The 24,719-nt window shown below is 63.3% G+C and carries 23 protein-coding genes and 1 tRNA gene; 17 read left to right on the top strand and 7 right to left on the bottom strand.

Features of this window, described 5'->3' with window-relative positions:
• Positions 1–702 precede the first annotated feature (702 nt).
• A complete protein-coding gene (locus AC3CCE_RS10380) occupies positions 703–1,641 on the bottom strand; it encodes an AraC family transcriptional regulator (protein ID WP_023668685.1) in 939 nt (312 codons plus the stop codon).
• Positions 1,642–1,768: 127 nt separating this feature from the next.
• On the opposite strand from AC3CCE_RS10380, the gene AC3CCE_RS10375 reads away from it, so the two are divergent.
• Positions 1,769–2,662 carry an SDR family oxidoreductase gene (locus AC3CCE_RS10375; protein WP_352623784.1) on the top strand — a complete coding sequence of 298 codons (894 nt, stop codon included), beginning with the start codon at positions 1,769–1,771 and terminating at the stop codon, positions 2,660–2,662.
• Between the two features lie 276 nt (positions 2,663–2,938).
• Here AC3CCE_RS10375 and AC3CCE_RS10370 read toward each other — a convergent pair whose 3' ends face one another.
• Positions 2,939–3,985 (bottom strand): class I SAM-dependent methyltransferase, encoded by a 1,047-nt coding sequence (locus AC3CCE_RS10370; RefSeq protein WP_023684116.1) that lies wholly within the window; start codon positions 3,983–3,985, stop codon positions 2,939–2,941.
• 267 nt (positions 3,986–4,252) lie between these two features.
• Between AC3CCE_RS10370 and AC3CCE_RS10365 the strand changes: the two genes are divergently transcribed.
• A complete protein-coding gene (locus tag AC3CCE_RS10365) occupies positions 4,253–6,232 on the top strand; it encodes a putative bifunctional diguanylate cyclase/phosphodiesterase (protein ID WP_023818239.1) in 1,980 nt (659 codons plus the stop codon).
• A 140-nt stretch (positions 6,233–6,372) separates the two neighbouring features.
• Here AC3CCE_RS10365 and AC3CCE_RS10360 read toward each other — a convergent pair.
• Positions 6,373–6,462 (bottom strand) — tRNA-Ser (locus AC3CCE_RS10360).
• Between the two features lie 369 nt (positions 6,463–6,831).
• Here AC3CCE_RS10360 and AC3CCE_RS10355 point away from each other — a divergent pair.
• The 3 genes from AC3CCE_RS10355 (at position 6,832) to AC3CCE_RS10345 (ending at position 8,628) form a co-directional block, all read left to right on the top strand.
• On the top strand, positions 6,832–7,539 hold the full coding sequence (locus AC3CCE_RS10355; protein ID WP_023700236.1) for a 50S ribosomal protein L21: 708 nt from the start codon (positions 6,832–6,834) through the stop codon (positions 7,537–7,539).
• Positions 7,540–7,638: 99 nt separating this feature from the next.
• Entirely contained in the window at positions 7,639–7,908 is a 270-nt protein-coding gene (gene rpmA / locus AC3CCE_RS10350) for a 50S ribosomal protein L27 (RefSeq protein ID WP_015315190.1), read from the top strand.
• A gap of 132 nt (positions 7,909–8,040) precedes the next feature.
• Complete coding sequence (locus tag AC3CCE_RS10345) at positions 8,041–8,628, top strand: GNAT family N-acetyltransferase (RefSeq protein WP_352623781.1); 588 nt, start codon at positions 8,041–8,043, stop codon at positions 8,626–8,628.
• 191 nt (positions 8,629–8,819) lie between these two features.
• Here the strand turns inward: AC3CCE_RS10345 and AC3CCE_RS10340 are convergent, their stop codons facing one another.
• The gene (locus AC3CCE_RS10340; RefSeq protein ID WP_352623780.1) at positions 8,820–9,683 is read right to left on the bottom strand and encodes an endonuclease/exonuclease/phosphatase family protein; all 864 of its coding nucleotides are present in this window, start codon (positions 9,681–9,683) and stop codon (positions 8,820–8,822) included.
• A 167-nt stretch (positions 9,684–9,850) separates the two neighbouring features.
• Between AC3CCE_RS10340 and obgE the strand changes: the two genes are divergently transcribed.
• Both obgE and proB read left to right on the top strand, forming a co-directional pair.
• Positions 9,851–10,882, top strand: a complete 1,032-nt coding sequence (gene obgE / locus AC3CCE_RS10335) for a GTPase ObgE (protein ID WP_023668691.1) — start codon at positions 9,851–9,853, stop codon at positions 10,880–10,882.
• Between the two features lie 2 nt (positions 10,883–10,884).
• The gene (gene proB, locus AC3CCE_RS10330) at positions 10,885–12,012 is read left to right on the top strand and encodes a glutamate 5-kinase (protein ID WP_023824283.1); all 1,128 of its coding nucleotides are present in this window, start codon (positions 10,885–10,887) and stop codon (positions 12,010–12,012) included.
• A gap of 26 nt (positions 12,013–12,038) precedes the next feature.
• On the opposite strand, the gene AC3CCE_RS10325 is transcribed toward proB, so the two are convergent.
• Positions 12,039–12,524: a hypothetical protein gene (locus AC3CCE_RS10325; RefSeq protein ID WP_023824282.1), complete on the bottom strand. Its 486-nt coding sequence runs from the start codon at positions 12,522–12,524 to the stop codon at positions 12,039–12,041.
• 78 nt (positions 12,525–12,602) lie between these two features.
• Between AC3CCE_RS10325 and AC3CCE_RS10320 the strand changes: the two genes are divergently transcribed.
• From AC3CCE_RS10320 to AC3CCE_RS10310, 3 genes are all read left to right on the top strand, one after another.
• Entirely contained in the window at positions 12,603–13,883 is a 1,281-nt protein-coding gene (locus tag AC3CCE_RS10320) for a glutamate-5-semialdehyde dehydrogenase (protein ID WP_023824281.1), read from the top strand.
• 203 nt (positions 13,884–14,086) lie between these two features.
• Positions 14,087–14,719: a nicotinate-nucleotide adenylyltransferase gene (locus AC3CCE_RS10315; protein ID WP_023700240.1), complete on the top strand. Its 633-nt coding sequence runs from the start codon at positions 14,087–14,089 to the stop codon at positions 14,717–14,719.
• An 85-nt stretch (positions 14,720–14,804) separates the two neighbouring features.
• Complete coding sequence (locus AC3CCE_RS10310) at positions 14,805–16,073, top strand: MFS transporter (RefSeq protein WP_460221828.1); 1,269 nt, start codon at positions 14,805–14,807, stop codon at positions 16,071–16,073.
• Between the two features lie 15 nt (positions 16,074–16,088).
• On the opposite strand, the gene AC3CCE_RS10305 is transcribed toward AC3CCE_RS10310, so the two are convergent.
• Positions 16,089–16,943: a mechanosensitive ion channel family protein gene (locus AC3CCE_RS10305; protein ID WP_023736854.1), complete on the bottom strand. Its 855-nt coding sequence runs from the start codon at positions 16,941–16,943 to the stop codon at positions 16,089–16,091.
• Between the two features lie 240 nt (positions 16,944–17,183).
• Here AC3CCE_RS10305 and rsfS point away from each other — a divergent pair, with 240 nt between their 5' ends.
• The 5 genes from rsfS (at position 17,184) to AC3CCE_RS10280 (ending at position 22,279) form a co-directional block, all read left to right on the top strand.
• Complete coding sequence (gene rsfS, locus AC3CCE_RS10300; RefSeq protein WP_023668698.1) at positions 17,184–17,561, top strand: ribosome silencing factor; 378 nt, start codon at positions 17,184–17,186, stop codon at positions 17,559–17,561.
• Positions 17,562–17,623: 62 nt separating this feature from the next.
• Complete coding sequence (gene rlmH / locus AC3CCE_RS10295) at positions 17,624–18,106, top strand: 23S rRNA (pseudouridine(1915)-N(3))-methyltransferase RlmH (RefSeq protein ID WP_023668699.1); 483 nt, start codon at positions 17,624–17,626, stop codon at positions 18,104–18,106.
• A gap of 122 nt (positions 18,107–18,228) precedes the next feature.
• Entirely contained in the window at positions 18,229–19,587 is a 1,359-nt protein-coding gene (locus AC3CCE_RS10290; RefSeq protein ID WP_023668700.1) for a murein hydrolase activator EnvC family protein, read from the top strand.
• Position 19,588: 1 nt separating this feature from the next.
• Positions 19,589–20,914 (top strand): S41 family peptidase, encoded by a 1,326-nt coding sequence (locus AC3CCE_RS10285; protein ID WP_023668701.1) that lies wholly within the window; start codon positions 19,589–19,591, stop codon positions 20,912–20,914.
• A 183-nt stretch (positions 20,915–21,097) separates the two neighbouring features.
• The gene (locus tag AC3CCE_RS10280) at positions 21,098–22,279 is read left to right on the top strand and encodes a divergent polysaccharide deacetylase family protein (protein WP_352623776.1); all 1,182 of its coding nucleotides are present in this window, start codon (positions 21,098–21,100) and stop codon (positions 22,277–22,279) included.
• Between the two features lie 19 nt (positions 22,280–22,298).
• On the opposite strand, the gene AC3CCE_RS10275 is transcribed toward AC3CCE_RS10280, so the two are convergent.
• The gene (locus tag AC3CCE_RS10275) at positions 22,299–22,763 is read right to left on the bottom strand and encodes a hypothetical protein (RefSeq protein ID WP_245260086.1); all 465 of its coding nucleotides are present in this window, start codon (positions 22,761–22,763) and stop codon (positions 22,299–22,301) included.
• 47 nt (positions 22,764–22,810) lie between these two features.
• Between AC3CCE_RS10275 and AC3CCE_RS10270 the strand changes: the two genes are divergently transcribed.
• On the top strand, positions 22,811–23,323 hold the full coding sequence (locus AC3CCE_RS10270) for an RNA pyrophosphohydrolase (RefSeq protein ID WP_023824279.1): 513 nt from the start codon (positions 22,811–22,813) through the stop codon (positions 23,321–23,323).
• 271 nt (positions 23,324–23,594) lie between these two features.
• Entirely contained in the window at positions 23,595–24,704 is a 1,110-nt protein-coding gene (gene alr, locus AC3CCE_RS10265; protein WP_352512189.1) for an alanine racemase, read from the top strand.
• Positions 24,705–24,719: the final 15 nt, after the last annotated feature.

Below are 24,719 nucleotides of genomic sequence, written 5' to 3'. Positions count from 1 at the left end.
AGCCAGCTCCGAGCGGAGAGCCAACTGGACTCCCTGCAATCGACCATCGCCGAAACGCGACGCGTCCTAGAGGCTTCACGGAAGCTCTTGGAAAAGTTGCCGAGCGCGAAGACCATACCCAGCCATAGGGAATGGCCGGTGCAGGTTGGGCATGCTTGTGGGGCTTCACCGCACCGGCCACTGCGGGGAGATATGAGGCCCCCGCGCCGCCTAAGATATAGGCATATTAGCAATCGCGCAATTAACCCTATTGCGCTACCCAGCCGTAGAGGCAAGGAAATCGGAGAAGTTGGTGCCGGTTAACCGCCAGCACGCGAGCAAGTCATTCTGAAAGCATGAAAAACGCGATTTTGCTCGTGCCAATTGAGCGTCTGAAATCTAGTTCCTGCTGCCGATTATCCCTAAGTTAACAGAAATACTTATATTCCCGAAGGGTTGCGAATCAGTCGATTGTCAAGCGCATGCCATGGAGCAAGCAAGGGATCGATCTGAGCAGAAGGGCCGCAGCGGTCGAAGCGCGCTGGGAAATCCGAGCGGCTTCGGCAATTGTCCGCTCTGGCTCGCCCGCTACAACTCGACTCGCGCAGTGTGGACGGAATCACCGGCCATGTGGACGAGAACCATCTGGCGATGTCGTTCACCGAGTTTCGTTCGCGCTACAGCCTTTAAGGGCAAGGTGATCAAGGCGATCGGATCGCCGCCTCAGGCGGCTTCGCGTTCGGCCTGCGCAGTCAGGTCCGGCTCCCGGCGGCTGTACTGCCGCGGCGAACAGCCCATGACGCGCTTGAATGCCGTGCTGAAGGCGCTTTCGGATTCGTAGCCGAGCGCCAGGGCGATGACGGAAACCGGATCGCCGGAATGCATCAGCCGGTCGCCGGCCAGCATCATGCGCCAGCGCGTCAGATAATCCAGGGGTGAGGCCCCGACCGTCTGCTTGAATCTGAGCGCAAAAGTCGATCGCGACATGCCGGCGCGCTCGGCCAGCTTCTGCAATGTCCAGCCATGGGCCGGGTCTTCGTGCATGGCGCCGATCGCCGCGCCGATCTGCCTGTCGGTCAGTGCGAACAGCCAGCCGACATTGCCTTGCGCCGTCATATGCAGGCGCAAGGCCTCGATCAGGATCATGTGGGCGAGGTGCTCGACGATGAGAAAGCCGCCGGGACGCCGCTGGCGCAATTCCTGCATCATCCGCTCGACCGGCCAGCGAAGCGCCGAATGGTCGCTCTCGCCGCGGATATGGACGATGGGCGGCAGCATCCGCAACAGGATGCCGGCATGGTCGCCGGACAGCGTGAAGCGACTGCTGACCAGGAGGAAATCGCCGCCGCCATTATGGACGGTGATGCCGCCGGTCCGCGCCGGTGAAAAGATCGTTCGCGCATCGACCGTCGGCAGGCCGAGATCGCTGGCAAGGCGGAAAGGCCGGCCGCGCGGCAACAGGAAGCAGTCGCCCACGTCCAGCCGCACCGCGTCAGGGACGCCCTCGACCGACAGCCAGCATCGGCCGGACACCACGGCGCCGCATTTGATGGCGGCCTGCTGGTCAGGGAACTGGATCGCCCAGTCGCCACCGGTTTCCAGCCCAGCCGACAGGTAATTGCGCGGCTTCAGTAGCGACAGCACGTCTGACAGCGGATCCATGAGCGTTCTCGGACGATTGCGAAGATATCTCGGATTTTACAGTATAGATCGTATGATCGCAACCTTCTATCTCCTTCGGCAACGGGCTGCCTGTACGGCCTTCGCCGAAAACCAAGGAGAAATGATCATGCGTGTGTTCGTTACCGGGGCTACCGGTTTTGTCGGTTCGGCTGTTGTGCGGGAATTGCTCGGGGCGGGCCATCAGGTGCTTGGCCTCGCGCGGTCGGAAGCAGGTGCGGAGTCGATCGTGGCCGCGGGCGCCGAGGCGCATCGCGGCGATATCGAGGATTTCGACAGCCTGCGCAGCGGCGCTGCCCAATCGGATGGCGTCATCCACACGGCCTTCAACCACGACTTTTCGAGATTCGCCGCCAGTTGCGCAGTTGACCAGCGCGCCATCGAAACGCTCGGCGCGGCGCTCGAGGGTTCCGAGCGGCCGCTGCTTGTCACCTCCGGACTCGCCGGTTTTGCTCAGGGAAGGCCGGCAACCGAAGACGACAAACCTGCGCCTCCATCGGTCTCCATGCCGCGCGCTTCGGAAGCAACGGCCGTGGCGCTCGCAGCGCGCGGGGTGCGCGCATCGACGGTGCGGCTGGCGCCGACCGTCCATGGCGAGGGCGATCACGGTTTCGTGCCGATGCTGATTGCCATTGCGCGTGAAAAGGGCGTCTCGGCCTATGTCGGCGACGGCGCAAATCGCTGGGCGGCGGTGCACCGGTTCGACGCCGCCACCCTGTACAGGCTGGCGCTGGAGAAGGGGGCGGGCGGCGTCAGCTATCATGCGGTTGCCGAACAGGGCGTGGCGAGCAAAGAGATCGCCGAGATCATCGGCCGCCGGCTCGGCCTGCCGGTCGTTTCCATAGGCCCCGAGGAGGCGGCTGCGCATTTCGGCTTTCTCGGGCATTTCATCGGCAGGGACTTGTCGGCGTCAAGTGAGCAGACCCGCACTGCGCTGGGATGGCAGCCGACCGGGCTTGGGCTCATCGCCGATCTCGACCGTCCCGGCTATTTCGAGGCCTGATCAGGCCGGCCAGTCGCGTTGCATTGCACGACCGACAGCCTGGCGATCAGCGGCAGTGCCAGCAACACGGCCAGACGCAGCCCGCCGAGCGGGCAGCACCGTCGTGCTGCTGGAACCGCCGCCACATCTGTATGGCGGCAAGCAGAACGAACACGGCGTAGGCCGCCCGCAGCCCGGACGAGCTGCTCGCCCGTCGCCGGAAAGCCGGCGAAGGCATGGCCTCGTCATGGCAGACCTACCTTGCTACGGGGATGCGCGCGCGATTCCCGCGCCTAGTTAGAGATCGCCCTTCCTCACCTTGCCGTAAACGATATTCCGGTTCGAGCCATAGTAGACTTTCGCGTCGAAAGGACTCCCGCCGAGGGCGGCATTGATGATGTCCCACATATCGTCGGCCGAACGTAGGATGAGCGGCCAATCCATGAAAGTCTCCATGTAACCATCCGTCGTTATCTCGTCGCTGAAATTGGCAAACAGGAATTCGCCACCGGGCTTGACGAGTTCCATGGCTCTTTGAAGCAGGCGGACGCCGATGGCACGCGGCAGGTAATCGTAAAGCCCCGATGCGTAGACGAGATCGAATGTGCCAAGGGCGTAGGCGCGGCGCAGGATGCCGCGTACGGAACCCTGGACTGCCTCGACTGCCGTGCCGGCAAAGTCGTGGTTCACCGTGGCTACGCTGACGGGGTCCTGATCCAGGCCGATCCAACGCTGCAGTTTATGCCTGGCCAACGCGTCGGAGCGTTCGGCTTCCCTGAGGTGGCCGCAGGCAATCGCCAGCACCTCAGCCTTTTCCACACTGCTGGCCGTCTCGTCCACGGTCCTGGCCAGAATATCCCGCCGCTCGCGCCCCGCCACCGAACTGGCAGCTTCACTGGTGTACGCATAGATTTGCCGACCAAGTAAGGTAGACGAGGCCACGATCTCGTCGGCGATCGGATGCTTGTAGTAAATATCCAGCAGGCCTGCATCGCCCGAATACCCGCGCGGTTTTTCGACCGACCACCGCGTGAACGGGTCCTGGAGCAAATATTCCGCGACCCGATGCTGCTGAGCCAAAGGAACGAGTTTCTGCCAAACCGCGGTAGCAACCTGCCGGCGGAGCTTGTGGAGTCGCCCCGCCAAACGATGGACGACGGGGGCGGCCGGTTTGTTTCGCGCAAAGGCTTGATGAGCAAGGTCCAGTATCAGGGCGAGCTGGGCCGTGCTGTCCCTCAACTCGTCGGAGTCAGCCGCCTCTTCGGAGGTCGCAACATGTTTCTTCATCAGCCTGGTGGTGACCAGGCTGTATTGGTCGAGCTGCAGTTTTGGCTTGATAGGCATGCCGTTTACTCTCCGGTTTACCGCCCCGGTCCCCGGCCAGCAGCATAGGTGCGCCGCCAACCAATGCTAACAATTTTAATAAAATTTAAGTAAAATTTTAATCAACGGAACGGCCATCAATCCTGCAAACTGGCTAAATCCGAACCGCCCGTTTACCCTCGGTTAGCGACATCTGACTTTTCTTGCGGACAGGGACGTCTTCATTCCCCGACCGCAGGCGACGTCGGCTGTTGCATTCGCTACTGCAGATCGCGGAGGAGCGTTGCGATGCAACTGAGCGAGGACGTTGCCCAGAAGGTGGCGGCAGCGATTGGACGTCCGCGGTGGCATTCCGCCGATCCGGAACTCCTGACACTGTTCCTGCAGAAGGATGCCGATGAGAATCGCAGCCTTGTGCGATGGGGTATTGCGGCTGCTGTATTCAGCTATGTGGCCTATGGCCTTTTCGATTGGTTTCTCTTTCCGGATGTCGCCGGCCGGCTTGTTTTGACGCGCGTTACGCTAGGGGTCACTTCCCTGGCGCTTGTCGAATTTGTCGCCCGACGGGGCTTTGCCCTTGCCACCTTGCACCTTGTAGCAGCGCTGGCGATTGTCTCCGGTGCCCTTGGGTGGCTCGTCTCCGCTGTTGGAACAGAGCATCAGGATGCCCTCTCCCATTTCATGGTTTTTGGCACAGTGTTCATCCTGGGTGCGAATCTGTTCTTCAACTTCCGTTTTTGGCTTTCAGCCCTTGCCTCCGCGACGGTCGCCGCAAGCTTTGTGTACGCCGCGATGTTCTCCCTTCAGGCCGACATCGCCGGTCGGGTCGTGTTGTCGGCCTATTTCGTGAACTGCCTCGTCTTGTCGCTTTATCTTTCCTGGCGGCTGAGTCTGGAGCGGTACCAGACTTTCCTGCACGCGCTTCGGGCACAATTCCAGGAGCAGGCTGCTATCAAGAAGGGGCAAAAGCTAACTGAAATCGCCGACACCGATCCGCTCACGGGAATGAAGAACCGCAGGGCGATCATTCGAGAATTCTCGGAGCTGCGCGAAGACTGGGCCGCGGACGACGACGAGATAGGCCTCATTCTGATCGACGTCGACTACTTCAAAAGGTTTAATGACGGACTTGGTCACCAGGCCGGCGACGATTGCCTGATCAAACTCGCCCATGTCCTTTCCGAGATGGCGGCTGCCAACAACGCCATCGCGGCCCGCTATGGCGGAGAAGAATTCGTCATTCTCTGCAAGGTCACCGGGCGGGCTCACCTTCATGAGATAACGAAGAAATTCTGTCGCGCTGTAGAGGATTTGGATATCTACCACCCTGATCGGGGCGACAAGCTCAACATCGTCACGATCAGTGCCGGAGCGTCGTTGACGCGCGCCGATCAGAGCATAGAGCTTAGAATCCTGCTGCAGGAAGCGGACCGCGCACTCTACGCGTCCAAGTTTGCCGGTCGGGCTACGTTCACGATTTACGACCCGCACGCCACCAGCCAGGATCGCTCCGGCGAAAATCTTTCAGAACTGCTGAAGGTGGCAGTTTCCAACCAGCTCGTTTCTGTCGCTTACCAGCCAATTCGCGAGCTGGCGTCGGGACGCGTGCTGGGCCACGAGAGTCTGATGCGGGTATGCGACTTCGACGGCACCATGATCAGTCCGTCCGTATTCATACCCGTTGCCGAGCAGACCGGAGCGATCGTGGAACTGGGTACGTGGCTGATCGATCGAGCCTGCGGTGACATGGCGGAATACGGATTGGGCTCGGTCGTGACGGTGAACGTATCCGTTCTTCAGCTCAAGGCTCCCAACTTTTCACTCCGGATCACCGAAATCCTTGGCAGGCACGGCCTTGCTCCACAGAAACTGGCCATCGAAATCACCGAAGGCAGTGACATCTTTCTGGAGGCGCAAGCGGTCAGAAACGTGGAGCGGTTGCGAAAACTTGGCGTTCAGATCTGGCTGGACGATTTCGGAACGGGATTTGCCGGCCTTACATGGCTGCGCCGGTTCAAATTCGACGTGGTAAAGATCGATCGCAGCTTCCTCCACGATTGCCAGACCTCTCGCGGCTTGAGCCTGTTGCGGGACATGGTCGGACTGCTTCGCAATCTCGGCCATGTCGTGCTCGCCGAGGGCGTCGAAACCGAAGAGCAGTACATATTGCTGCAGCGCCTGGGGGTAAATTTGATGCAGGGCTTCCTCACCGGGCATCCAGTCCCGATCGAAGAGGTAAACCAAATGAGGCAAGGCCTCGTTGCCTAGCGGCAGCCCCTTCGCTGAAGCTTCGGAGGGCATCCTGCTTCGTTCCGGTCCCCCTACGCTACTTCGTAGCTTCGGGCGACACTCCTACGCCCAGATGCGGTTCCGGGTGGCCTGCCACCCGAAGCCCGCAGGGCGTAGGGTGGCGGAGAGGGAGGGATTCGAACCCCCGATGGGCTTGCACCCATGCCGCATTTCGAGTGCGGTGCATTCGACCACTCTGCCACCTCTCCGCGGTCATGGTCGGCCGTTGCCGGCGCGGCGCACTAGATAACGGCTGGGCGGGCAGGTTACAAGGCCAAATCCGCGGGGGAATTCAGCTTCCTGTGCGGGCTCTGTCTGGAGGGCTGCGTTGCGGCCACGTCGGCAGATGGGGCCAACCGGTCCTCGACTGGAGAGATCGGGGGCGGCAAGGAGGCGGCGTGGCCAAGGATTCCGCCCGTTTGCCTTGACTCGTGCCGAACCTTCGGTTAGGGGAAGCGCGCAATCGGCGTGGAGGGTTCTTCCACGCCGCTTGTTTTTCGAACCCGCAGACTGACAAAAAGACGGCCGAACCGCGTGACGCGGCTCATCGAGGCCGACCGAACAGCGAAAGGCAAAAAATGTTCGCAGTCATTAAAACGGGCGGTAAGCAGTATCGCGTTGCCGCCAACGATCTCCTGAAGATCGAGAAGCTCGAAGCCAATGTCGGCGATATCGTCGAAATCGGCAGCGTCCTCGCCCATGGCGAAGGCGAAAATGTCACCTTCGGCGCCCCGTTCGTCGATGGCGCTCTGGTCACGGCGGAAGTCGTCGAGCAGGGCAAGAACCGCACCGTCATCGCTTTCAAGAAGCGCCGCCGGCAGAATTCGCGCCGCAAGATCGGCCACCGCCAGCTTCTGACCACCGTGCGGATCGCCGAGATCCTGCTGGGTGGCGCCAAGCCTTCCAAGAAAGCCGCAGCCAAGGTGGAAGCCAAGGAAGTCAAGGCTGACGTAGCGCCCGAGGCGAAGGCCGAGGCCGCGCCGAAGGAAGCCAAGGCGAAGAAGGAAGCCAAAGCCGAGGCTGCTCCGAAGGATGAAGCCAAGACGGAGACCGCCGTCGCCGCGCCGCTGTTCAAGGCGCCGAAGGGCGAGCCGGACGATTTGGCCGTGATCAAGGGCATCGGCCCGGTTGCCGCCGGCCAGCTGCACGAGCAGGGCATCACCACCTTCGCCCAGCTTGCCAAGCTGTCGGACAAGGACGTGGCCAAGATCGACGCGCACATGCCCTTCAGCACCGACCAGATCAACGACTGGCGCGAGCAGGCCAAGGAACTGGCGAAGAAGTAAAACGAACCGGCGACAAGGTCGCCGGATCGGACTTGAAACGGAACGCGAACGCGTTCATAAGACCATTCAAGCGCCCCAGGGCGCATCGGAGTTAGTTAGATGGCACACAAGAAAGCTGGCGGCTCGTCGCGCAACGGTCGCGACTCGCATTCCAAGCGTCTGGGCGTGAAGAAGTTCGGCGGCGAAGCCGTCATCCCGGGCAACATCATCATCCGTCAACGCGGCACCACCTGGCATCCCGGCGTCAATGTCGGCATGGGCACGGACCACACCCTTTTTGCGCTCGAGACCGGCGCGGTCACCTTCAACAAAAAAGCCAACGGCCGAACCTACGTATCGGTCAACCCGATTACCAAAGCCGCGGAGTAGCCGGTTCCGCACTATAAAACCGGCGCCCATCTCGGGAACCGGTGTCTGGCCAAACCAGTGAATGGAGCCAGGAAAAGGATCAGGGGAGATGGGTTTTCCATCTCCCCTTTTTTCTTGCCTGGAGGACGTCGAATGGTTGCCGAAGCGGAAGACACCGAGGACGAAAGTTACGCGATAGACTGCCCGGTGCTGGCCACCGAGCGGCTGGTGATGCGCGCTCCCTGCGAAGCCGATATCGCGCAACTGGTCGAGCTTGCCGACAACCGTCATGTCGCCGAGATGCTGGCCCGCATGCCGCACCCCTATGGCGAGGCCGAGGCACGCGCCTTCCTGGCCATGACCCGGTCGCGCCGGGCCGGCATCGCCTATGCCCTGACGCTGGCCGGTACCGACATTTTCGTCGGCTGCGCCGGTCTCAACATGACCGACCGCGGGCTGGAGCTCGGCTACTGGATCGGCGAGCCCTATTGGAAGCGCGGCTATGCGACGGAGGCCGCGCACGCGTTGGTCGACCTCGCCTTCCAACGGACGTCGATCCAGGTGCTGCAGGCTTCGGCGCGGGTGATCAATCCGGCCTCGCGCCGGGTCATCCACAAATGCGGCTTCCAGTATGCCGGCCAGGGCATGCTGAACTCGATCGTCGCCGGCCAGGTGCCGGTCGAGCGGTACCGGCTGGACAGAAAGACCTGGATCAGCCTGCGCAACTGGGTGCATTTCTAGGTGTTTTGATATTCAGGTGAGGCCGGCCTGCAAACGCGGGTTTATGCGCTTCCGGTGCACGTACTTAAGTACGCTCCGCTCCGGTTCTCGAAAACCAGTGTTTTCGGCTCGGTCTGACCTGAATCTCAACACACCTAGCGCGTGCCTCCAAACGACAGGTTTGGCAACGTTGGTTGTGGATCGGACTCAACTCAGCCCATCTCGACCCAGATCGGGAGATGGTCCGACCCGACCGCTTGACGGTCGACCCACAGGCGCTTCAGCGATCCGGCGAGCGAGGCCGAGGTGAAGATGTAGTCTATGCGCTTGTGGCGGCTTGTGTCTTCGGGTCGCGTGGGATCGACCCAGGTGACGACGTCTGCTGTGTTCAGGCGCTGGGCGACGTCGACCGCGAGATCGGCGGTCAGCGGCATACCGAATTCATGGTCCGGGCGGCCGACGAGTTCGACATATTCGGGCGAGCCGGGCAGCATGTTGAAGTCGCCCATGACGATGAAGGCTTCGGGATAGGGCAGGTCCGGCAGGCCGATCTCGGGAATGCCGGAGAGGCCGCCGCCCTCGAAGGCATAGTTCAACAGGCGCTGGCGCAGGAACCTGATCTGGCTGGCGCGCTCAACCGGACTGCGATGGTCAAGATGCGTGGAATAGAAGCGGATGAAGCCGAGCGGGGTCTCGACCAGCGCCTCGAGTGCGCCGCGCTGGAAGTTCATCGCCTCAAGGCTGCGGCTGCGCGGCACAAGCAGATTGCGCGACAGATGGATCGGCGTCTTCGACAGCACCATGTTGCCGAGCTGGAAAGTGGTGGTGATGGCGCGGCCGGCCTCCAGGCGCGAGCCGACATTGACCTCGAAATTGCTGCCGTAGGCGGCAAAATATTCGGGCAGCGCCTCGCCGATCTCGGCGACCATGTCGCGGTTGCCGTTCCTCGGATTGTTGCGGGTCACTTCCTGCAGCGCGATCACGTCGGCGCCGCGAACCGCCTCGGTGATGCGGCCGAGATCGTAGCGGCCATCCAGACCGATACCGTACTGGATGTTGTAGCTCACAACCTTCATTCCCGCGCCCCTCAAGCTCCGTCCGCGAACACTGCTACCGCGTCCCCGACAAAAGGGCATCCGGCGCTTTAGTCGCAAAACGGCCTCGCCCTTGGCCGCGCCTTGGTTTAGAGCAAGGCGCAAGATCTAGAGCAAAGCCGCAAGGCCAACAGAAACTGCGTAGTCCAATGAAATTTCTCGATCAAGCCAAGGTTTATATCCGCTCCGGCGACGGTGGCGCCGGCTCTGTGTCGTTCCGGCGCGAAAAATTCATCGAGTTCGGCGGCCCGGATGGCGGCGACGGCGGCCGCGGCGGCGATGTCTGGCTGGAAGCGGTCAACGGTCTCAACACGCTGATCGACTATCGCTATCAGCAGCATTTCAAGGCCAAGACTGGTGTCCACGGCATGGGCCGCAACATGACCGGCGCCAAGGGCGCCGATGTGACGCTCAAGGTGCCGGCCGGAACCCAGGTGTTTGCCGAGGACAATGAGACGCTGATCTGCGACCTGACCGTGGTCGGCCAGCGCTTCCTGCTGGCCAAGGGCGGCAATGGCGGTTTCGGCAACCAGCATTTCAAGACCTCGACCAACCAGGCGCCTCGCCGCGCCAATCCCGGCCAGCCCGGCGAAGAGATGAATGTCTGGCTGCGGCTGAAGCTGATTGCCGACGCCGGCCTGGTCGGGCTGCCCAATGCAGGCAAGTCGACTTTTTTGGCAACCGTCACCGCGGCCAAGCCGAAGATCGCAGACTACCCCTTCACCACGCTGCATCCCGGCCTCGGCGTTGCCCGCATCGATGCGCGCGAATTCGTCATCGCCGACATTCCGGGCCTCATCGAGGGCGCGCATGAGGGTGTCGGCATCGGCGACCGCTTCCTCGGCCATGTCGAGCGCACGCGTGTACTTCTGCACCTGGTCTCGGCGCAGGAGGAAAACCCGGGCAAAGCCTACAAGACCGTGCGCGCCGAGCTCGACGCCTATGGCAATGGGCTGATCGAGAAGGTCGAAATCGTCGCGCTCAGCCAGGTGGATATCCTCGACGCCGATGAGCGCAAGAAGAAGGTTGCGTCCCTCAAACGCGCTGCCGGCCGCGCGCCGATGCTGCTGTCGGCGGCCACCGGCGAGGGCGTCGAAGCGGTGCTGCGCGCGCTGATGGCAGTTGTCGGCGAAGCGCGCGACAGGGCTGCCGCTCCCGTCGAGACCCGCTGGGACCGATAGCGATGACGGCGCAGTCGCTGACAAAATACCGGCGCATCACGGTCAAGATCGGTTCGGCCTTGCTGGTCGACCGCACCAGCGGCCTGAAGCGCGACTGGCTGGCTTCGCTTGCCGAGGATATTGCGGTGCTGGCCAATGGCGGCGCCGAGATCCTGGTCGTGTCGTCCGGCGCCATTGCGCTCGGCCGCACCATTCTCGGTCTCGGAAAACGGGCGCTGAAGCTCGAGGAGAGCCAGGCGGCGGCCGCCGTCGGGCAAATTGCGCTCGCCGGCGCATGGTCGGATGCGCTGGGCAAGGGTGCGCTGAAATCGGGCCAGATCCTGCTGACGCTCGGCGACACCGAGGAGCGCCGACGCTATCTGAATGCCCGCGCGACGATCTCGACGCTGCTCAAGATGAAGGCGGTGCCGGTCATCAATGAGAACGACACGGTAGCGACCTCCGAAATCCGCTATGGCGACAATGACCGGCTGGCGGCACGCGTGGCGACGATGATGGGCGCCGACCTGCTGGTGCTGCTCTCCGACATTGACGGGCTCTATACGGCGCCGCCGGCGCGCGATCCCGATGCAAAATTCATTCCGGTGGTCGACCGCATCACGCCCGATATCGAGGCGATGGCGGGGGCGGCCGCTTCCGAACTGTCGCGCGGCGGCATGCGCACCAAGCTCGACGCCGGCAAGATCGCCACCGCCGCCGGCACCGCCATGATCATCACCTCGGGCACCAGGCTGTCGCCACTGATGGCGATCGAGCGTGGCGAGCGCGCCACCTTCTTCAGGCCGAGCGCCAATCCGGTGAAAGGCTACAAGAGCTGGATCGCCGGCCAGCTCGAACCGGCCGGGCGGCTCACCGTCGACGCCGGCGCCATCGGTGCGCTGCTGTCCGGCAAATCGCTGCTGCCGGCGGGCGTCAGGCTGGTCAGCGGCAATTTCTCGCGCGGCGACACGGTGGCGATCCTGTCGCCCGGAGGGCGCGAGATCGCGCGCGGGCTGGTTGCCTATGATGCCGCCGATGCCGTAAGGATCGCAGGCCTGAAGTCCGCCGAGATCGAAACCGTGCTCGGCTACGAGGCGCGCTCGGCGATGATTCACCGCGACGATCTGGTGGTGAGCGGCGCGGCCGAGTGAGGCGCGGCCCTGCGATTGACGGCGCGCTACTTGTCAGGTTCACGCGGCCATTTGGGCGGGTTGCGGTACCTCTCCTGAACGTCCCGTTGAATTTTCAGAAGCTTGCTGCAACCTCCCAACTGTCCTTCAATGATAGCCTTGGCACGTTTATCCATTTCGGCTTGGGGGAGGTCCGTCCCGTCTGCGATGAGGTCGTGCATGACTGAGTCGGCTATCATTGCGTCTGTCGCTTTTTCCTCCTCCATCTTTTTCTTGAATTCTGCTTCAAGCCTCACACGCGGCCCACATCCATGTCCCTCCTCAACTACGACGTAGATTTGGGAAAACGGCTTCGGTAGCGCGCCGCAATAGCGCTCAGCGAGTACGAGGGACATCATCGAACCTACCATGGTCATGGCCAGGCCATCGGGGCTCTCGCCGAGTTCGATCTTGTCATCGCAGTAATCGGCTGCGCGAAGGCCGGTGGGCGCCAGCATCGTGGCCAAAGCAAACAAGACTGCGGCGCTCTTCATTCTGCTCTCCCGAATTTGCGGCCATTGCCGCGAAGGCCGGCCGCGTGTAAATCCACCAGGCTTCACCGGAGCGGTCAGATGTTGAACAAACACCAAGGCGAAGATGTAGCCAGTTTGATGGCACGGATAGGCCGCAATGCGCGCGCCGCCGCCCGACCGCTGGCTATCGCCACGACCAACGCCAAGAATGCCGCACTCGTCGCCATGGCCGACGCGATCATTTCGCGTGAGCAGGACATTCTCGACGCCAACGCCATCGATGTCTCGAATGGCCACGAATCGGGATTGTCCGGCTCGTTCATGGACCGGCTGAAGCTCGATCCGGCGCGCACCCGTGCCATGGCGGATGGCATCCGTGAAATCGCCGAGCTCAGGGACCCGGTCGGCGATGTGATCGCGGCCTGGGATCGCCCCAACGGCCTGCAGATCGAGCGCGTGCGCACGCCGCTCGGCGTTGTCGGCGTCATTTATGAAAGCCGGCCGAATGTGACGGCGGATGCCGGCGCACTCTGCCTCAAGGCCGGCAATCCGGTGATCCTGCGCGGCGGCTCGGACTCGCTCAATTCGTCCGCCGCCATCCATGCCTGCCTGGTCGAGGGGTTGAAGGCCGCCGGCCTGCCCGAAGACGCCATCCAGTTGGTGCCGACCACTGACCGCGCCGCCGTCGGTGAGATGCTGAAAGGGCTTTCCGGCAATCTCGACGTCATCATTCCGCGGGGCGGCAAGAGCCTGGTCGGGCGCGTCCAGAGCGAGGCGCGGGTGCCGGTCTTTGCCCATCTTGAAGGCATCTGCCATCTCTACATCGACCGCTCGGCCGATCTCGACATGGCGGTCAGGATCGCCGTCAACGCCAAGATGCGGCGCACCGGTGTCTGTGGCGCTGCAGAGACTTTGCTGGTCGACCGCGCGGTGGCCTCCACGCATCTGGTGCCGATCCTCGGCGCGCTACGCGCCGCCGGCTGCGAGATCCATGCCGATCAGGAAGTGATGAAGCTGTTCTTCGACGCCAAGCCGGCGACCGATGCCGACTGGGTGACCGAATATCTCGAGGCCATCATCGCGGTAAAGCTGGTAGACGGAATTGCCGGTGCCATCGACCATATCGAGACGTTCTCCTCACACCACACCGAGGCGATCATCGCCGAGGATACCAAAGCGGTCGAGCGGTTCTTCAACGAGATCGACTCGGCGATCCTTTTGCACAATGCCTCGACGCAGTTCGCAGATGGCGGCGAATTCGGCATGGGAGCCGAGATCGGCATCGCCACCGGCAAGATGCATGCGCGCGGTCCGGTCGGCGTCGAACAGCTGACCTCGTTCAAATACCGCGTGCGCGGGTCGGGACAGGTGAGGCCTTGAATCATTCGCGTCAGGGCTTGAGGCATTGAGCCCAGACACCCCCCTCTGTCCTGCCGGACATCTCCCCCGCAAGGGGGGAGATCAGCTTTTTCTTCCGCCTTCGCCAATCACTAACGTTGCAAGAAAATTGCCTTTGCCGAAGCTGCTGATCTCCCCCCTTGCGGGGGAGATGCCCGGTAGGGCAGAGGGGGGTGCCTAGCACCATGCTGTCGTCCCTTCAGCCCGCCATCCCCTCGCACTACCTCCGCATGCCGCATGCCGAGAAAGGCCTCGCCGTCGGCCTGTTCGGCGGATCGTTCAACCCGCCGCATGCCGGCCATGCGCTGGTGGCGGAAATTGCCTTGCGGCGCCTCGCGCTCGACCAGCTCTGGTGGATGGTCACTCCAGGCAATCCGCTGAAGAGCACGAGGGAATTGGCGCCGCTGAGCGACCGGCTGCTGCAGTCGGAGCAGATCGCCAAGAACCCGAAGATCAAGGTCACCGCCTTCGAGGCGGCGCATCATATTCGCTTCACCGCCGACACGCTGGCGTTGGTCAAGGCACGCAATCCCGGCGTCGATTTCGTCTGGATCATGGGCGCCGACTCGCTTCGCGATTTCCACCGCTGGCAGCGCTGGCGCCAGATCGTCATGACCTTCCCGATCGCCGTCATCGACCGCCCGGGCGCGACGCTGTCCTTCCTGTCCTCGGTCGTGGCCAAAACCTTCGACTATGCCCGCGTCGACGAGGGTGACGCGCCCCGGCTCGCCCGCATGAAGGCGCCGGCCTGGACTTTTATTCACGGCCCGCGTTCGTCGCTGTCATCGAGTGCTATTCGCAAGCAAGCCAAGGGGTAACTCGTAAGGCCAGATCGCCGATGTCGCTTTTACGGCGGCCTTTCGCGATCCGCTGGGCGATGCTGCGCTGGATATGGCCAATTCAGTGAACCAGACCGACATCGACCACAATCATGGCGCCCCGCCGGCGCCCGTGATCGCCATTGCCAGCGTAATCATGTCGATGGCGCTGATCGCGGTCGGCAACGGGTTGATGTTCGCCTATATCCCGGTCCGGCTTGGCGTCGAGCGCTTCGATCCGACCTGGGCCGGGCTGATCATCACCGGCCTGTCTGCCGGCGGACTTGCCGGCTGTATCCTGACCGGGCCGCTGGTGCGCCGCGTCGGGCACGCCCGCGCCTTCATGGTGCTGTCGGCGCTGATAGCGCTGTCGAATGCTGCCATTGGCGCCGGCACCTACCCGCTGCTGTGGATCGCGGCGCGCGCGCTTTACGGTTTTGCCATATGCGGCCTGTTCATCGTCGCCCAGAGCTGGCTCAACGATGCCGTCGCAAACGCCATTCGCGGCCGGGTGATGGCGGTGTTTTACGTCGCCTATGTCGCCGGACTTGGCGTCGGCTATGCCCTGCTGGCGGCGGTCGACATCGCGACGGCGCAGGCGCCGCTGATCGGCATTGCCTTCACCGCGGTGTCGATCCTGCCGGTCGGCATGACGCGGTTGGCTCAACCGCCGCCACCTCGCGCAGCCTCCGTGGCGCTCGGTCGCGCCTGGCGGATTTCGCCGGTCGGAGTGGCCGGCATGCTCGCCGTTGGCGGTCTGTCGATGGCGATCGCCGGCTTTGCGCCGATCCACGCCACGGCCAAAGGCTACAGCCAGGCCGATGTGGCGCTGCTTTTGTCGGCCATGCCCGTCGGCACGCTGATCCTGCAGATCCCGCTCGGCTGGATTTCGGATCGTACCGATCGCCGTTACGTGCTGGCCGGCGCTGCGGCACTGGCCATCGTTGCCGGTATTCTGGCTATCGGCTTTGACGGTGGCGCTCTGGCGGTGCTGGTGGTGATCTATGTGATCTGGGACGGCGCCTCGGAATCGATCTATTCGCTGGCCAGCGCGCATGCCGCCGACCGCGCCGGCAAGGACGACATGGTGGCGCTGTCGAGTTCGTTGCTGTTTGCCTGGTCGCTGTCGGGGTTCATCGTGCCGGGTATCGTGACGGCCCTGTCGGCTGTCTATGGCACGCAGGCCTTCATTTATGTGGCCATCGTCATCGCCACTGTCTTCTGCCTGTTCGTGCTGTGGCGAGTGGCCACCACGCGCGCCGTCCCCGCTACGGAGACCAGCAGTTTCGCGCCGATGTCGGCGCAGGCGCCGCTGCCGGTGGAGCTCGCCTACGCCCCGGAAGATAAGCGCTGAACGGTTTCACAGCTCCTACTGCCTGGTGGCGGCAGTTTCCTGTCGAGCCTCCGGCGGAGGTGCGGGAACCGAAATGGCTTCGGCGTCGAACGCCTGCTTGACGCGTTTGGTGAGATCGATCTGGGTGGCGAAGAAATCCGCCGCCGTGGTCCAGTAGCGCAAGGTGATGGCGACGCTGGCATCGCCCACCGTGGCGACGAAGGCGATCGGCGCCGGCTCTCGCTTGACGCGGCGCTCGCCGCCGGCAACGCCCAGCATGGTTTTCTGCGCCAGGTCGATGTCGTTCCAGGAGCCGATGCTCAGCGTGATATCGCCGCGGCGCACACCATTACGGGTAAAATTGCGCACCGGCTGGTTCCATAGCGTCGAATTGGGCGCCAGCACATAGACGCCGTCTGTCGTGCGGAGCTTGGTGGCGAACAAGCCGATTTCCTCGACGGTGCCGGAAATGGCGCCGACCTCGACATATTCGCCGATGCGGAATGGCCTGAGCGCCAGAAGCATGATGCCTGCGGCGATGTTCTGCAGCGTGCCTTGCAGCGCCAGGCCGATTGCCAGCCCGATGGCGCCGATGGCGGCGATGATCGAGGCCGTCTGAACGCCGAACTGGCCGAGCACCATGATGACGACCAGGATCAGGATGGCGTAGCGCACGATCTTCGAGAAGAAATGGCGCAGCGTCGCGTCGAAACCATGGATATGGCCGAGGCCGGCTGAGATCGATCGTTCTGCGAGCCCGGCGACGAGATAGCCGACGACCAGCAGGATGATGGCGCCGATGGCGGAGAAGGAATAGGAAACGATCAGCGTGCTGAGTTGCGCAAGGCCAGCCTGCACGGTGAGCAGCGTGTTCTGGGGGTCGATTGGCATCAGGAAAATCCGTTTGGGGGTGTGTCGATAACCCCTGCCGCGGCCATGGGTTCCGATTTTTCTCAAGGCTCCGGAACCGGAAGTCGTGCACTGCGTTCGCGGTGGCAGGGCCTCCCGTCTTGAAACTGCAAGGGAACTCTGCCTATCTATAGGGTGTCACCTGATTTCGTGGGTGATTTGGTTGTTCTTGCTGCGAAAGGAAATACACTGAGAACAGCATTGCGGAAGAAGGCTGACGTCATGCCTTCGCCGGCCAGGATCAGCGTAGATGACGCCGTGTCCCGTGCCATCAAGACAGTCCTTGCCAGTCTGGAAGACTCCAAGGCCGAAAATATTGTCTCAATCGACATTCAGCGGAAATCGAGCCTCGGCGACTATATGGTCATCGCGTCGGGCCGGTCGCACCGTCATGTCTCGGCTGTCGCCGACCACCTGCTCAAGGCGCTCAAGGATGCCGGTCTCGGCACGGCGCGCGTCGAGGGGCTGTCCGGCGCCGACTGGGTCCTGATCGATTCAGGCGACATCATCGTCCATGTCTTCCGCCCAGAAGTCCGCGAATTCTACAATCTTGAAAAGATGTGGCAGGCGCCGGACCTCGAGGAAGAGACCTTGCACTGAGCTCCGTCTCATGTCGTAACCATCCGGGGTGCGACATGGATTGAAAGCTCGCCGAGGCAGGGATGAAGATAGCAGTTCATGCCGTGGGCCGGATGAAGGCCGGCCCCGAGAGAGAACTCGCCGACCGCTATTTCGAGCGTTTCGCCAAGAGCGGCCCGGCGATCGGGTTCGAATTCTCTGGTGTCGCCGAGATCGCCGAGGGACGAGCCCAGAACGCCAATGAGCGCCGCCGCGAGGAAGGCCAGAAGCTGCAGGCACAGCTGCAGCCGGGCACGGCGCTGTTCCTGCTCGACGAACGCGGCAAAAACCTGTCCTCAGACGATTTCGCCAGCCGTATCGGCCAGCTGCGCGATGGCGGACGCAAGGCGTTGGTCATCGCCATTGGCGGCGCCGACGGGCACGACCAGTCGATTCGCGATCAGGCTGAGCTGATGGTCTCGTTCGGCGCGGCGACCTGGCCGCACCAACTGGTGCGTGTCATGCTGGGCGAGCAGCTCTATCGGGCGGCAACGATTCTTTCGGGACATCCCTACCACCGTTCGTAAATCAGTGGGTCGAGGGTCAATCGTCCGGATTTCCGCCCCAATGCGCGGCTGTTTTGTGCTAGGCTTCGGTTCGATCATGGTTGATGGTTCGTTAACGAAGCCACGCATAGAGTCGGGCTTCAATGGCTGACAACGGGAAATCACGAACGGGCTTCCGGCACGCGCGCTGCGGCATCGCTGCGGCGGTGGTTTTGCTGTCGCTCGGGCTTGCACGGGCCGAAAATACGCTGGACGTGGCGCCCGACCCCGATCTGAGCCGTGCCGAATATGAGAAGGTGTCGGCCGAGATCACGCTGTCGTCCGAACGGCTGGCCAAGCTCGCCGCCGACATTGCTTCGGTCAAGAAGGACCATGCCTCGATCACCGCGGCGCTTATCCAGTCGGCTATGACCGAGCAGAAGCTCGGCCAGGACATCGAGGATATCGGCGCCAGGCTCGAAGGACTGAAGGGCGAGGAACAGAAGATCCGTGTCTCGCTGGCGGCGCGGCGCGACGTGCTGGCCGAGGTGCTGGGCGCGCTGCAGCGCATGGGGCTCAATCCGCCGCCGGCGATCCTGGTCAAGCCGGAAGACGCGCTGTCGTCGGTGCGCAGCGCCATCCTGCTCGGCGCAGTGGTTCCGGAACTGCGCCAGCAGACCGACAAATTGCTGGCCGACCTCAGGGAACAGACCCGGGTGACGGCCTCGATCGAGGCCGAGCGGACGCGGCTGACGGCGGCGGTCGGCGAGCAGACGGCGGAAAAGAAACGCCTCTCCATGCTGCTCGAAGCCAAGCAGAAGCTCGAGGCGGACACGTGGACGGCGATGGCCGCTGAAAAGCAGCGGTCCCAGGCGCTTGCGGCCAAGGCCGGCAGCCTGAAAGAGCTGATCGCTTCGCTTGAAGCCGACAAGAGCCGCAAGGCGGCGGATGCCGTCAAGGCAGGCGAACAGAAAGCGGCCGACAGCGATAAGCCGGACGCCGATAACGCCGATGCAGGCACAACCGCGTCGACGGAGCTGGCTTCGCTGCCCGTGCCGGAAGGCAACCGCCTCACCGCCGCCGCGCCGTTTTCGGCACTTCAGGGACAAGTCTCGCTGCCGGTCACCGGCAAGATCAAGCTGCGTTTCGGGGCCGATGACGGTAACGGCGCGGTGATGCTTGGCGACATGGTTGCGACACAATCGGGAGCCATCGTCACGGCACCGGCGGACGGAAATGTGCTTTATGCGGGGCCTTTTCGCTCCTATGGTCAACTCTTGATCCTCAATGCGGGAGACGGCTATCATGTCGTCCTGGCGGGGATGAGCAGAATCAGCGTCGCGTCTGGCCAGTCGGTGCTCGCAGGAGAGCCGGTCGGCGCGATGGGAGAGGCCCGGGTGGCAAGCACCTCGGCCTCGAAGAATGGAAATGCCACGCCGGAACTCTACGTCGAGTTCCGCAAGGATGGAAAACCCGTCGATCCGACCCCATGGTGGGCGGACCGCTTCTCTGGAAGGACGTGAAATGATGCGGAAACTGTCGCTTCTTATTGCCGGTGCGCTGATGGGCGCGTCAGCGATGAGCCTGGTCTATGGCGCGCCCGGCTCGACGGCGAACGCTGCAGGCTCCGAGACCTATAAGCAACTGGCGATCTTCGGCGACATCTTCGAGCGCGTGCGGGCGCAGTATGTGACGCCGCCGGACGACAAGTCGCTGGTCGAAAACGCCATCAACGGCATGCTCACCTCGCTCGACCCGCACTCCTCCTACATGAATGCCGAGCAGGCGCAGGACATGCGTGTGCAGACCAAGGGTGAGTTCGGCGGCCTCGGCATCGAGGTCACCATGGAGAACGATCTGGTCAAGGTGATCACGCCGATCGACGACACCCCGGCTGCCAAGGCAGGCGTGCTGGCCGGCGACTATATCGCCAAGATCGACGGCCAAGAGGTTCGCGGCCTGACGCTCAACGATGCAGTCGAAAAGATGCGCGGCCTGGTCAACACGCCGATCAAGCTGACCATCCTGCGCCAGGGCGCCGACAAGCCGATCGAGTTGACGGTGGTGCGCGACATCATCAAGGTCAAGGCGGTCAAGTTCCGGGTCGAGAACGACATCGGCTACATGAAGATCACCTCCTTCACCGAAAAGACCTATGACGACCTCGAGAACGCCATCGACACCATCAAGAAGCAGGTGCCGAACGACAAGCTCAAGGGCTATGTGCTCGATCTGCGCCTCAACCCGGGCGGCCTGCTCGACCAGGCGGTGAGCGTGTCCGACGCCTTCCTCGACCGTGGCGAGATCGTCTCGACCCGCGGCCGCGACCCGAAGGACGTCACACGCTTCGACGCCAAGGCAGGCGACGACATCGGCGCCAAGCCGCTGATCGTGCTCGTCAATGGCGGTTCGGCCAGCGCCTCCGAGATCGTCGCCGGCGCGCTGCAGGATCTGCGCCGCGCCACAGTGGTCGGCACGCAGTCGTTCGGCAAGGGCTCGGTGCAGACCATCATCCCGCTTGGCGAGAACGGCGCGCTGCGCCTGACGACGGCGCTCTATTACACGCCGTCCGGCAAGTCGATCCAGGGCAAGGGCATCACGCCCGACATCAAGGTCGACCAGCCGCTGCCGCCCGAACTGCAGGGCAGGGACCTGACGCGCGGCGAATCGGACCTCAAGGGCCATATCAAGGGCGCCGACGAGAGCGATACCGGCTCGGGCTCGGCTGCCTATGTGCCGCCGGATCCGAAGGACGATCTGCAGCTGATCTATGCCGAACAGCTGCTGCGCGGCCAGAAGACCGATCCGGCATTCCCGCCGAATCCGGAGAAGGCAGTGCTCAACCAGTGAAATCGACTGGTAGCTCTGGCTGCCCAATCGAAGCGATGCAATGCTGCCGGGACCGTGAGGTTCCGGCAGTTTGATTCGGGGACCGCTGGGCGCTGCGCCTCAAAAGGCGCAGGGGACGCGCCGTCAGTTTTGGATCTGCGCATGGCGAAAAGATTTCGCCGATCATGCGCCCGGGGATGCGGCTTGGCTGACATCGGCAAGGACATCGAACGCCCGCTCGGACAGACCGTCCGACCGCGTGCCGCGTCGCGCGGGATCAGCGCTGGCGCCGTCGCGGCGACGCTGGTCGTGCTGGCCGCGGTCGGCATCTCCGGCGCGATCGCGCTGCGCGAGAAGCCGTTCCGCAAACCGGAAGCAATCGCGGTCTCGACGCCAAAGGTGACGGCGGCGGCCGAGCCCGCGGCCGCAGCACCCACTGCTCAAGCGACGGCGGCAGCGCCGAAGGCGGAAACGCCCAAGGCCAGCGGTCCGCAGATCATCCATGTGCAAACCCAGGAGGGTGACGGCCCGCCCAATGCAGCCATCGTCATCCACGACCCGTCGACGATCGGCCAGAACCTGAAGATCGCGCATATCCCCGACAGGGCGCTGATCGAGGCCAGCGACACCGGCCCACTCCCGGTTCGCGCCGCTGACGGCCGGCGGCCGTTCGATGTCTATGCGCGGCCGTGGTCGGGTTCGCGTGGCGCTCGAGTGGCAATCGTCATCGGCGGGCTTGCCGTGTCGCAGACCGGCACGCAGGCCGCGATCGCCAAGCTGCCGGCCGAAGTGACGCTGGCTTTTGCGCCGCAAGGCAACAGCATCGGCCGCTGGATGCAGGCGGCACGGCAGCGCGGGCATGAGGTGGTCATGCAGGTGCCGCTCGAACCGTTCGACTATCCCAACGTCAATCCCGGCCGCAACACGCTGACAGTGGCGGCAAGCCCGGACGACAATCTGAAGAATCTGCGCTGGGCGCTGTCGCGGACCACCAACTATACCGGCGTCATGAACTATATGGGGGCGCGCTTTTCGGCCGACGCGACAGCGATGGGGCCGTTCATGGCCGAGCTTGGCAAGCGCGGCCTTGCCTATGTCGATGACGGCTCGTCCGCGCGGAGCCTGGCGTCCGATCTCGCCTTGAAGGACGGTGTGCCGTTCGTCGCCGGCGATACGGCAATCGACGCCGTGCAGGACCGCGGCGCCATCCTGAAAAAGCTCGACGCGCTGGAAGCGACCGCGCGTGCCAAAGGCTCCGCCGTCGGCATCGGCTCGGCTTTCGACCTCACCGTCGACACCGTGGCGTTCTGGGCGGTCGAAGCGAAAAAGCGCGGCATCGAGATCGTGCCGATCTCGGCGGTGGCCATCGACCCGGAAAAGGGCTGACCGGCGCTTGTGGCGATTTTCAACGATGCCGAGAAAAGAGCTCTCTCTGGGCCTGATTGATTGAACCATCATCCCAGTCGACCTCGCGCTTTGATTGCGGGATGTGTCTCCGCCGATATTCGTTGTTGTAGAACAGGGTGCCGTGGATTCCGAGCACATCGCGTTTCAGGATGGGACGACCCCAAAGCGGCGCCAGCACGCGACCTGCCTCGTCTTCACCAAGCCGCTCAAATAAATCTTCGGCCAGTTCCATGTCTCTTCCATCCGGGAAGATGGCGGCGTACTCCTCCTCTGTTGCCTCGAACACGCTGAAGGTTGCGTTCAAGGCGCCGTCGATGATTTGAATATTTTTCATGGGATTACTCTGCCATTCGACCGCAACGGCGGCAACGGGGCCGGGTGGCAGTGACTGGAACGAACCCAAGTTTTCCGCTTCCGGGGCAAGCCTACTTTGAGTACGCTCCGCTCCGGTTCTCGAAATCATTCGCCACTGCCTCGCCGGAGCGAATCTCAGAACGGCTTTAAACTCCGATGGCTAAAAAGATCGACCCCGAGACGCTGCCATACCGCCCCTGTGTCGGGCTGATGATCCTCAATGGCGACGGGCTGGTCTGGGTCGGGCACCGCATCGCCGAGCCGGACAGCGAATTCGCCGGCACCACGCAGCTCTGGCAGATGCCGCAAGGTGGCATCGACGAGGGCGAGGAGCCGCTGCAGGCGGCCGGGCGCGAGCTCTATGAAGAGACCGGCATGCGCTCGGTCACGCTGCTGGCCGAGGCGCCGCACTGGATCAATTACGACCTGCCGCCCGATCTGGTCGGCATAGCCCTCAAGGGGCGTTATCGCGGCCAGACGCAGAAATGGTTCGCCTACCGCTTTCACGGCGAGGCCAGCGAGATCCAGATCAATCCGCCGCCCGGCGGCCACACCGCCGAATTCGATGAATGGGCATGGCGGCCAATGCAGGACCTGCCCGATCTGATAGTGCCGTTCAAACGCAACGTCTATGAGGATGTGGTGGCGACGTTCCGTCATCTTGCCTAGCTGGATGTGACGGTTCGCACGGCACCTGATTCGTGCTTTATTGATCGGGACACCCGCAGCCACGAGATCCATATGAACGACGCCGGGCAATGGCCTCTTAGCGCAGCGTATGGGCTGCCCCTCACCTGCCTGCCGGCTTTCGTCACTCGAAAAGCCAAGCAGTTGGCTTTTCGTCCGCCTTACGCGGACCGCTCTTCAACTCCCCGTACAGGGCCGGGGAGAAATATCCGGCAGGACAATGAGGGGCAGCGCCGACTTCGTCGGATCTGCGATGCATAAAGCCAAAGATACCATCAGCGAAGCGGCGGCCGGCGCCATTCTCACCATCGATCTCGGCGCGGTCAGGGAGAATTACCGGCGGCTGAAGGCAAAGCTCGGCGGCGCGCGCTGCGCCGGCGTCGTCAAGGCCGACGGTTACGGGCTCGGCGCGCGGCAAGTGGCGGCGGCACTGGTTGCCGAAGGCTGCGACAGCTTCTTTGTCGCGCATCTCACCGAGGGTGTCGCGCTGCGCGACGCACTCGGACCGAAGCTGGAAATCCATGTGCTGAACGGCCTGCCGCCGGGCTCGGAACCTGAAGCGGTGGCCGCCGACCTTGTTCCCGTCATCAACAGCACCGGGCAACTGAAGGCGTGGAGCGAGGCAGGCCAAAAGGCCGGCCGCAAGCTCAAGGCCGCCATCCAGGTCGACAGCGGCATGTCGCGGCTGGGCATGGCGCCGGCAGAGGTCGAGGCGCTTACGGCCGATGCTTTCGCCGGCGTCGATGTCGTCCTCGTCATGAGCCATCTGGCCCGCGCCGACGAGCCGGGCAATCCGGCCAATGACGCGCAGCTCAAAGAGTTCGAACGGCTGCGCAAAATGCTGCCCAAGGCGCCGGCGTCGCTCGACAATTCCTCCGGCATCTTTCTTGGGCCGCGCTATCAGTACGACCTCGCGCGTCCGGGCGCTGCGCTCTACGGCATCAATCCGACGCCTGATGAGGCGAACCCGATGCTGCCGGTGGTGCGGCTCGAGGCAAAGATCATCCAGACACGCGGCATCGATAAGGGCGCGGGCGTCGGCTACGGACATGCGTTTTTGGCCAGCGGTCCCTTGCGCGCGGCCACGATCTCGCTCGGCTATGCCGATGGCTGGCACCGGCGCGCGGCTTCGGCTGCCTGGCTCGACGGCGTGCGACTGCCCTTCGTCGGGCGGGTGTCGATGGATTCGATCATACTCGACATCTCGGCCCTGCCGGCCGGCCGGCTGCGCGAGGGCGACCTTGTCGAACTCCTAGGCCCCTCGCAGAGCGTCGATGACGCCGCCGGTCATGCCGGCACGATCGGTTATGAAATCCTGACCAGTCTCGGCCCCCGCTTCCACCGCCGCTATATCAACGAATAGAGCCGCGACACGCCG

The sequence above is a fragment of the Mesorhizobium sp. P160187 genome (assembly GCF_057766425.1).
Note: the sequence above shows the minus strand (reverse complement) of the source record. Positions and strands in the feature narration are given on the sequence as shown.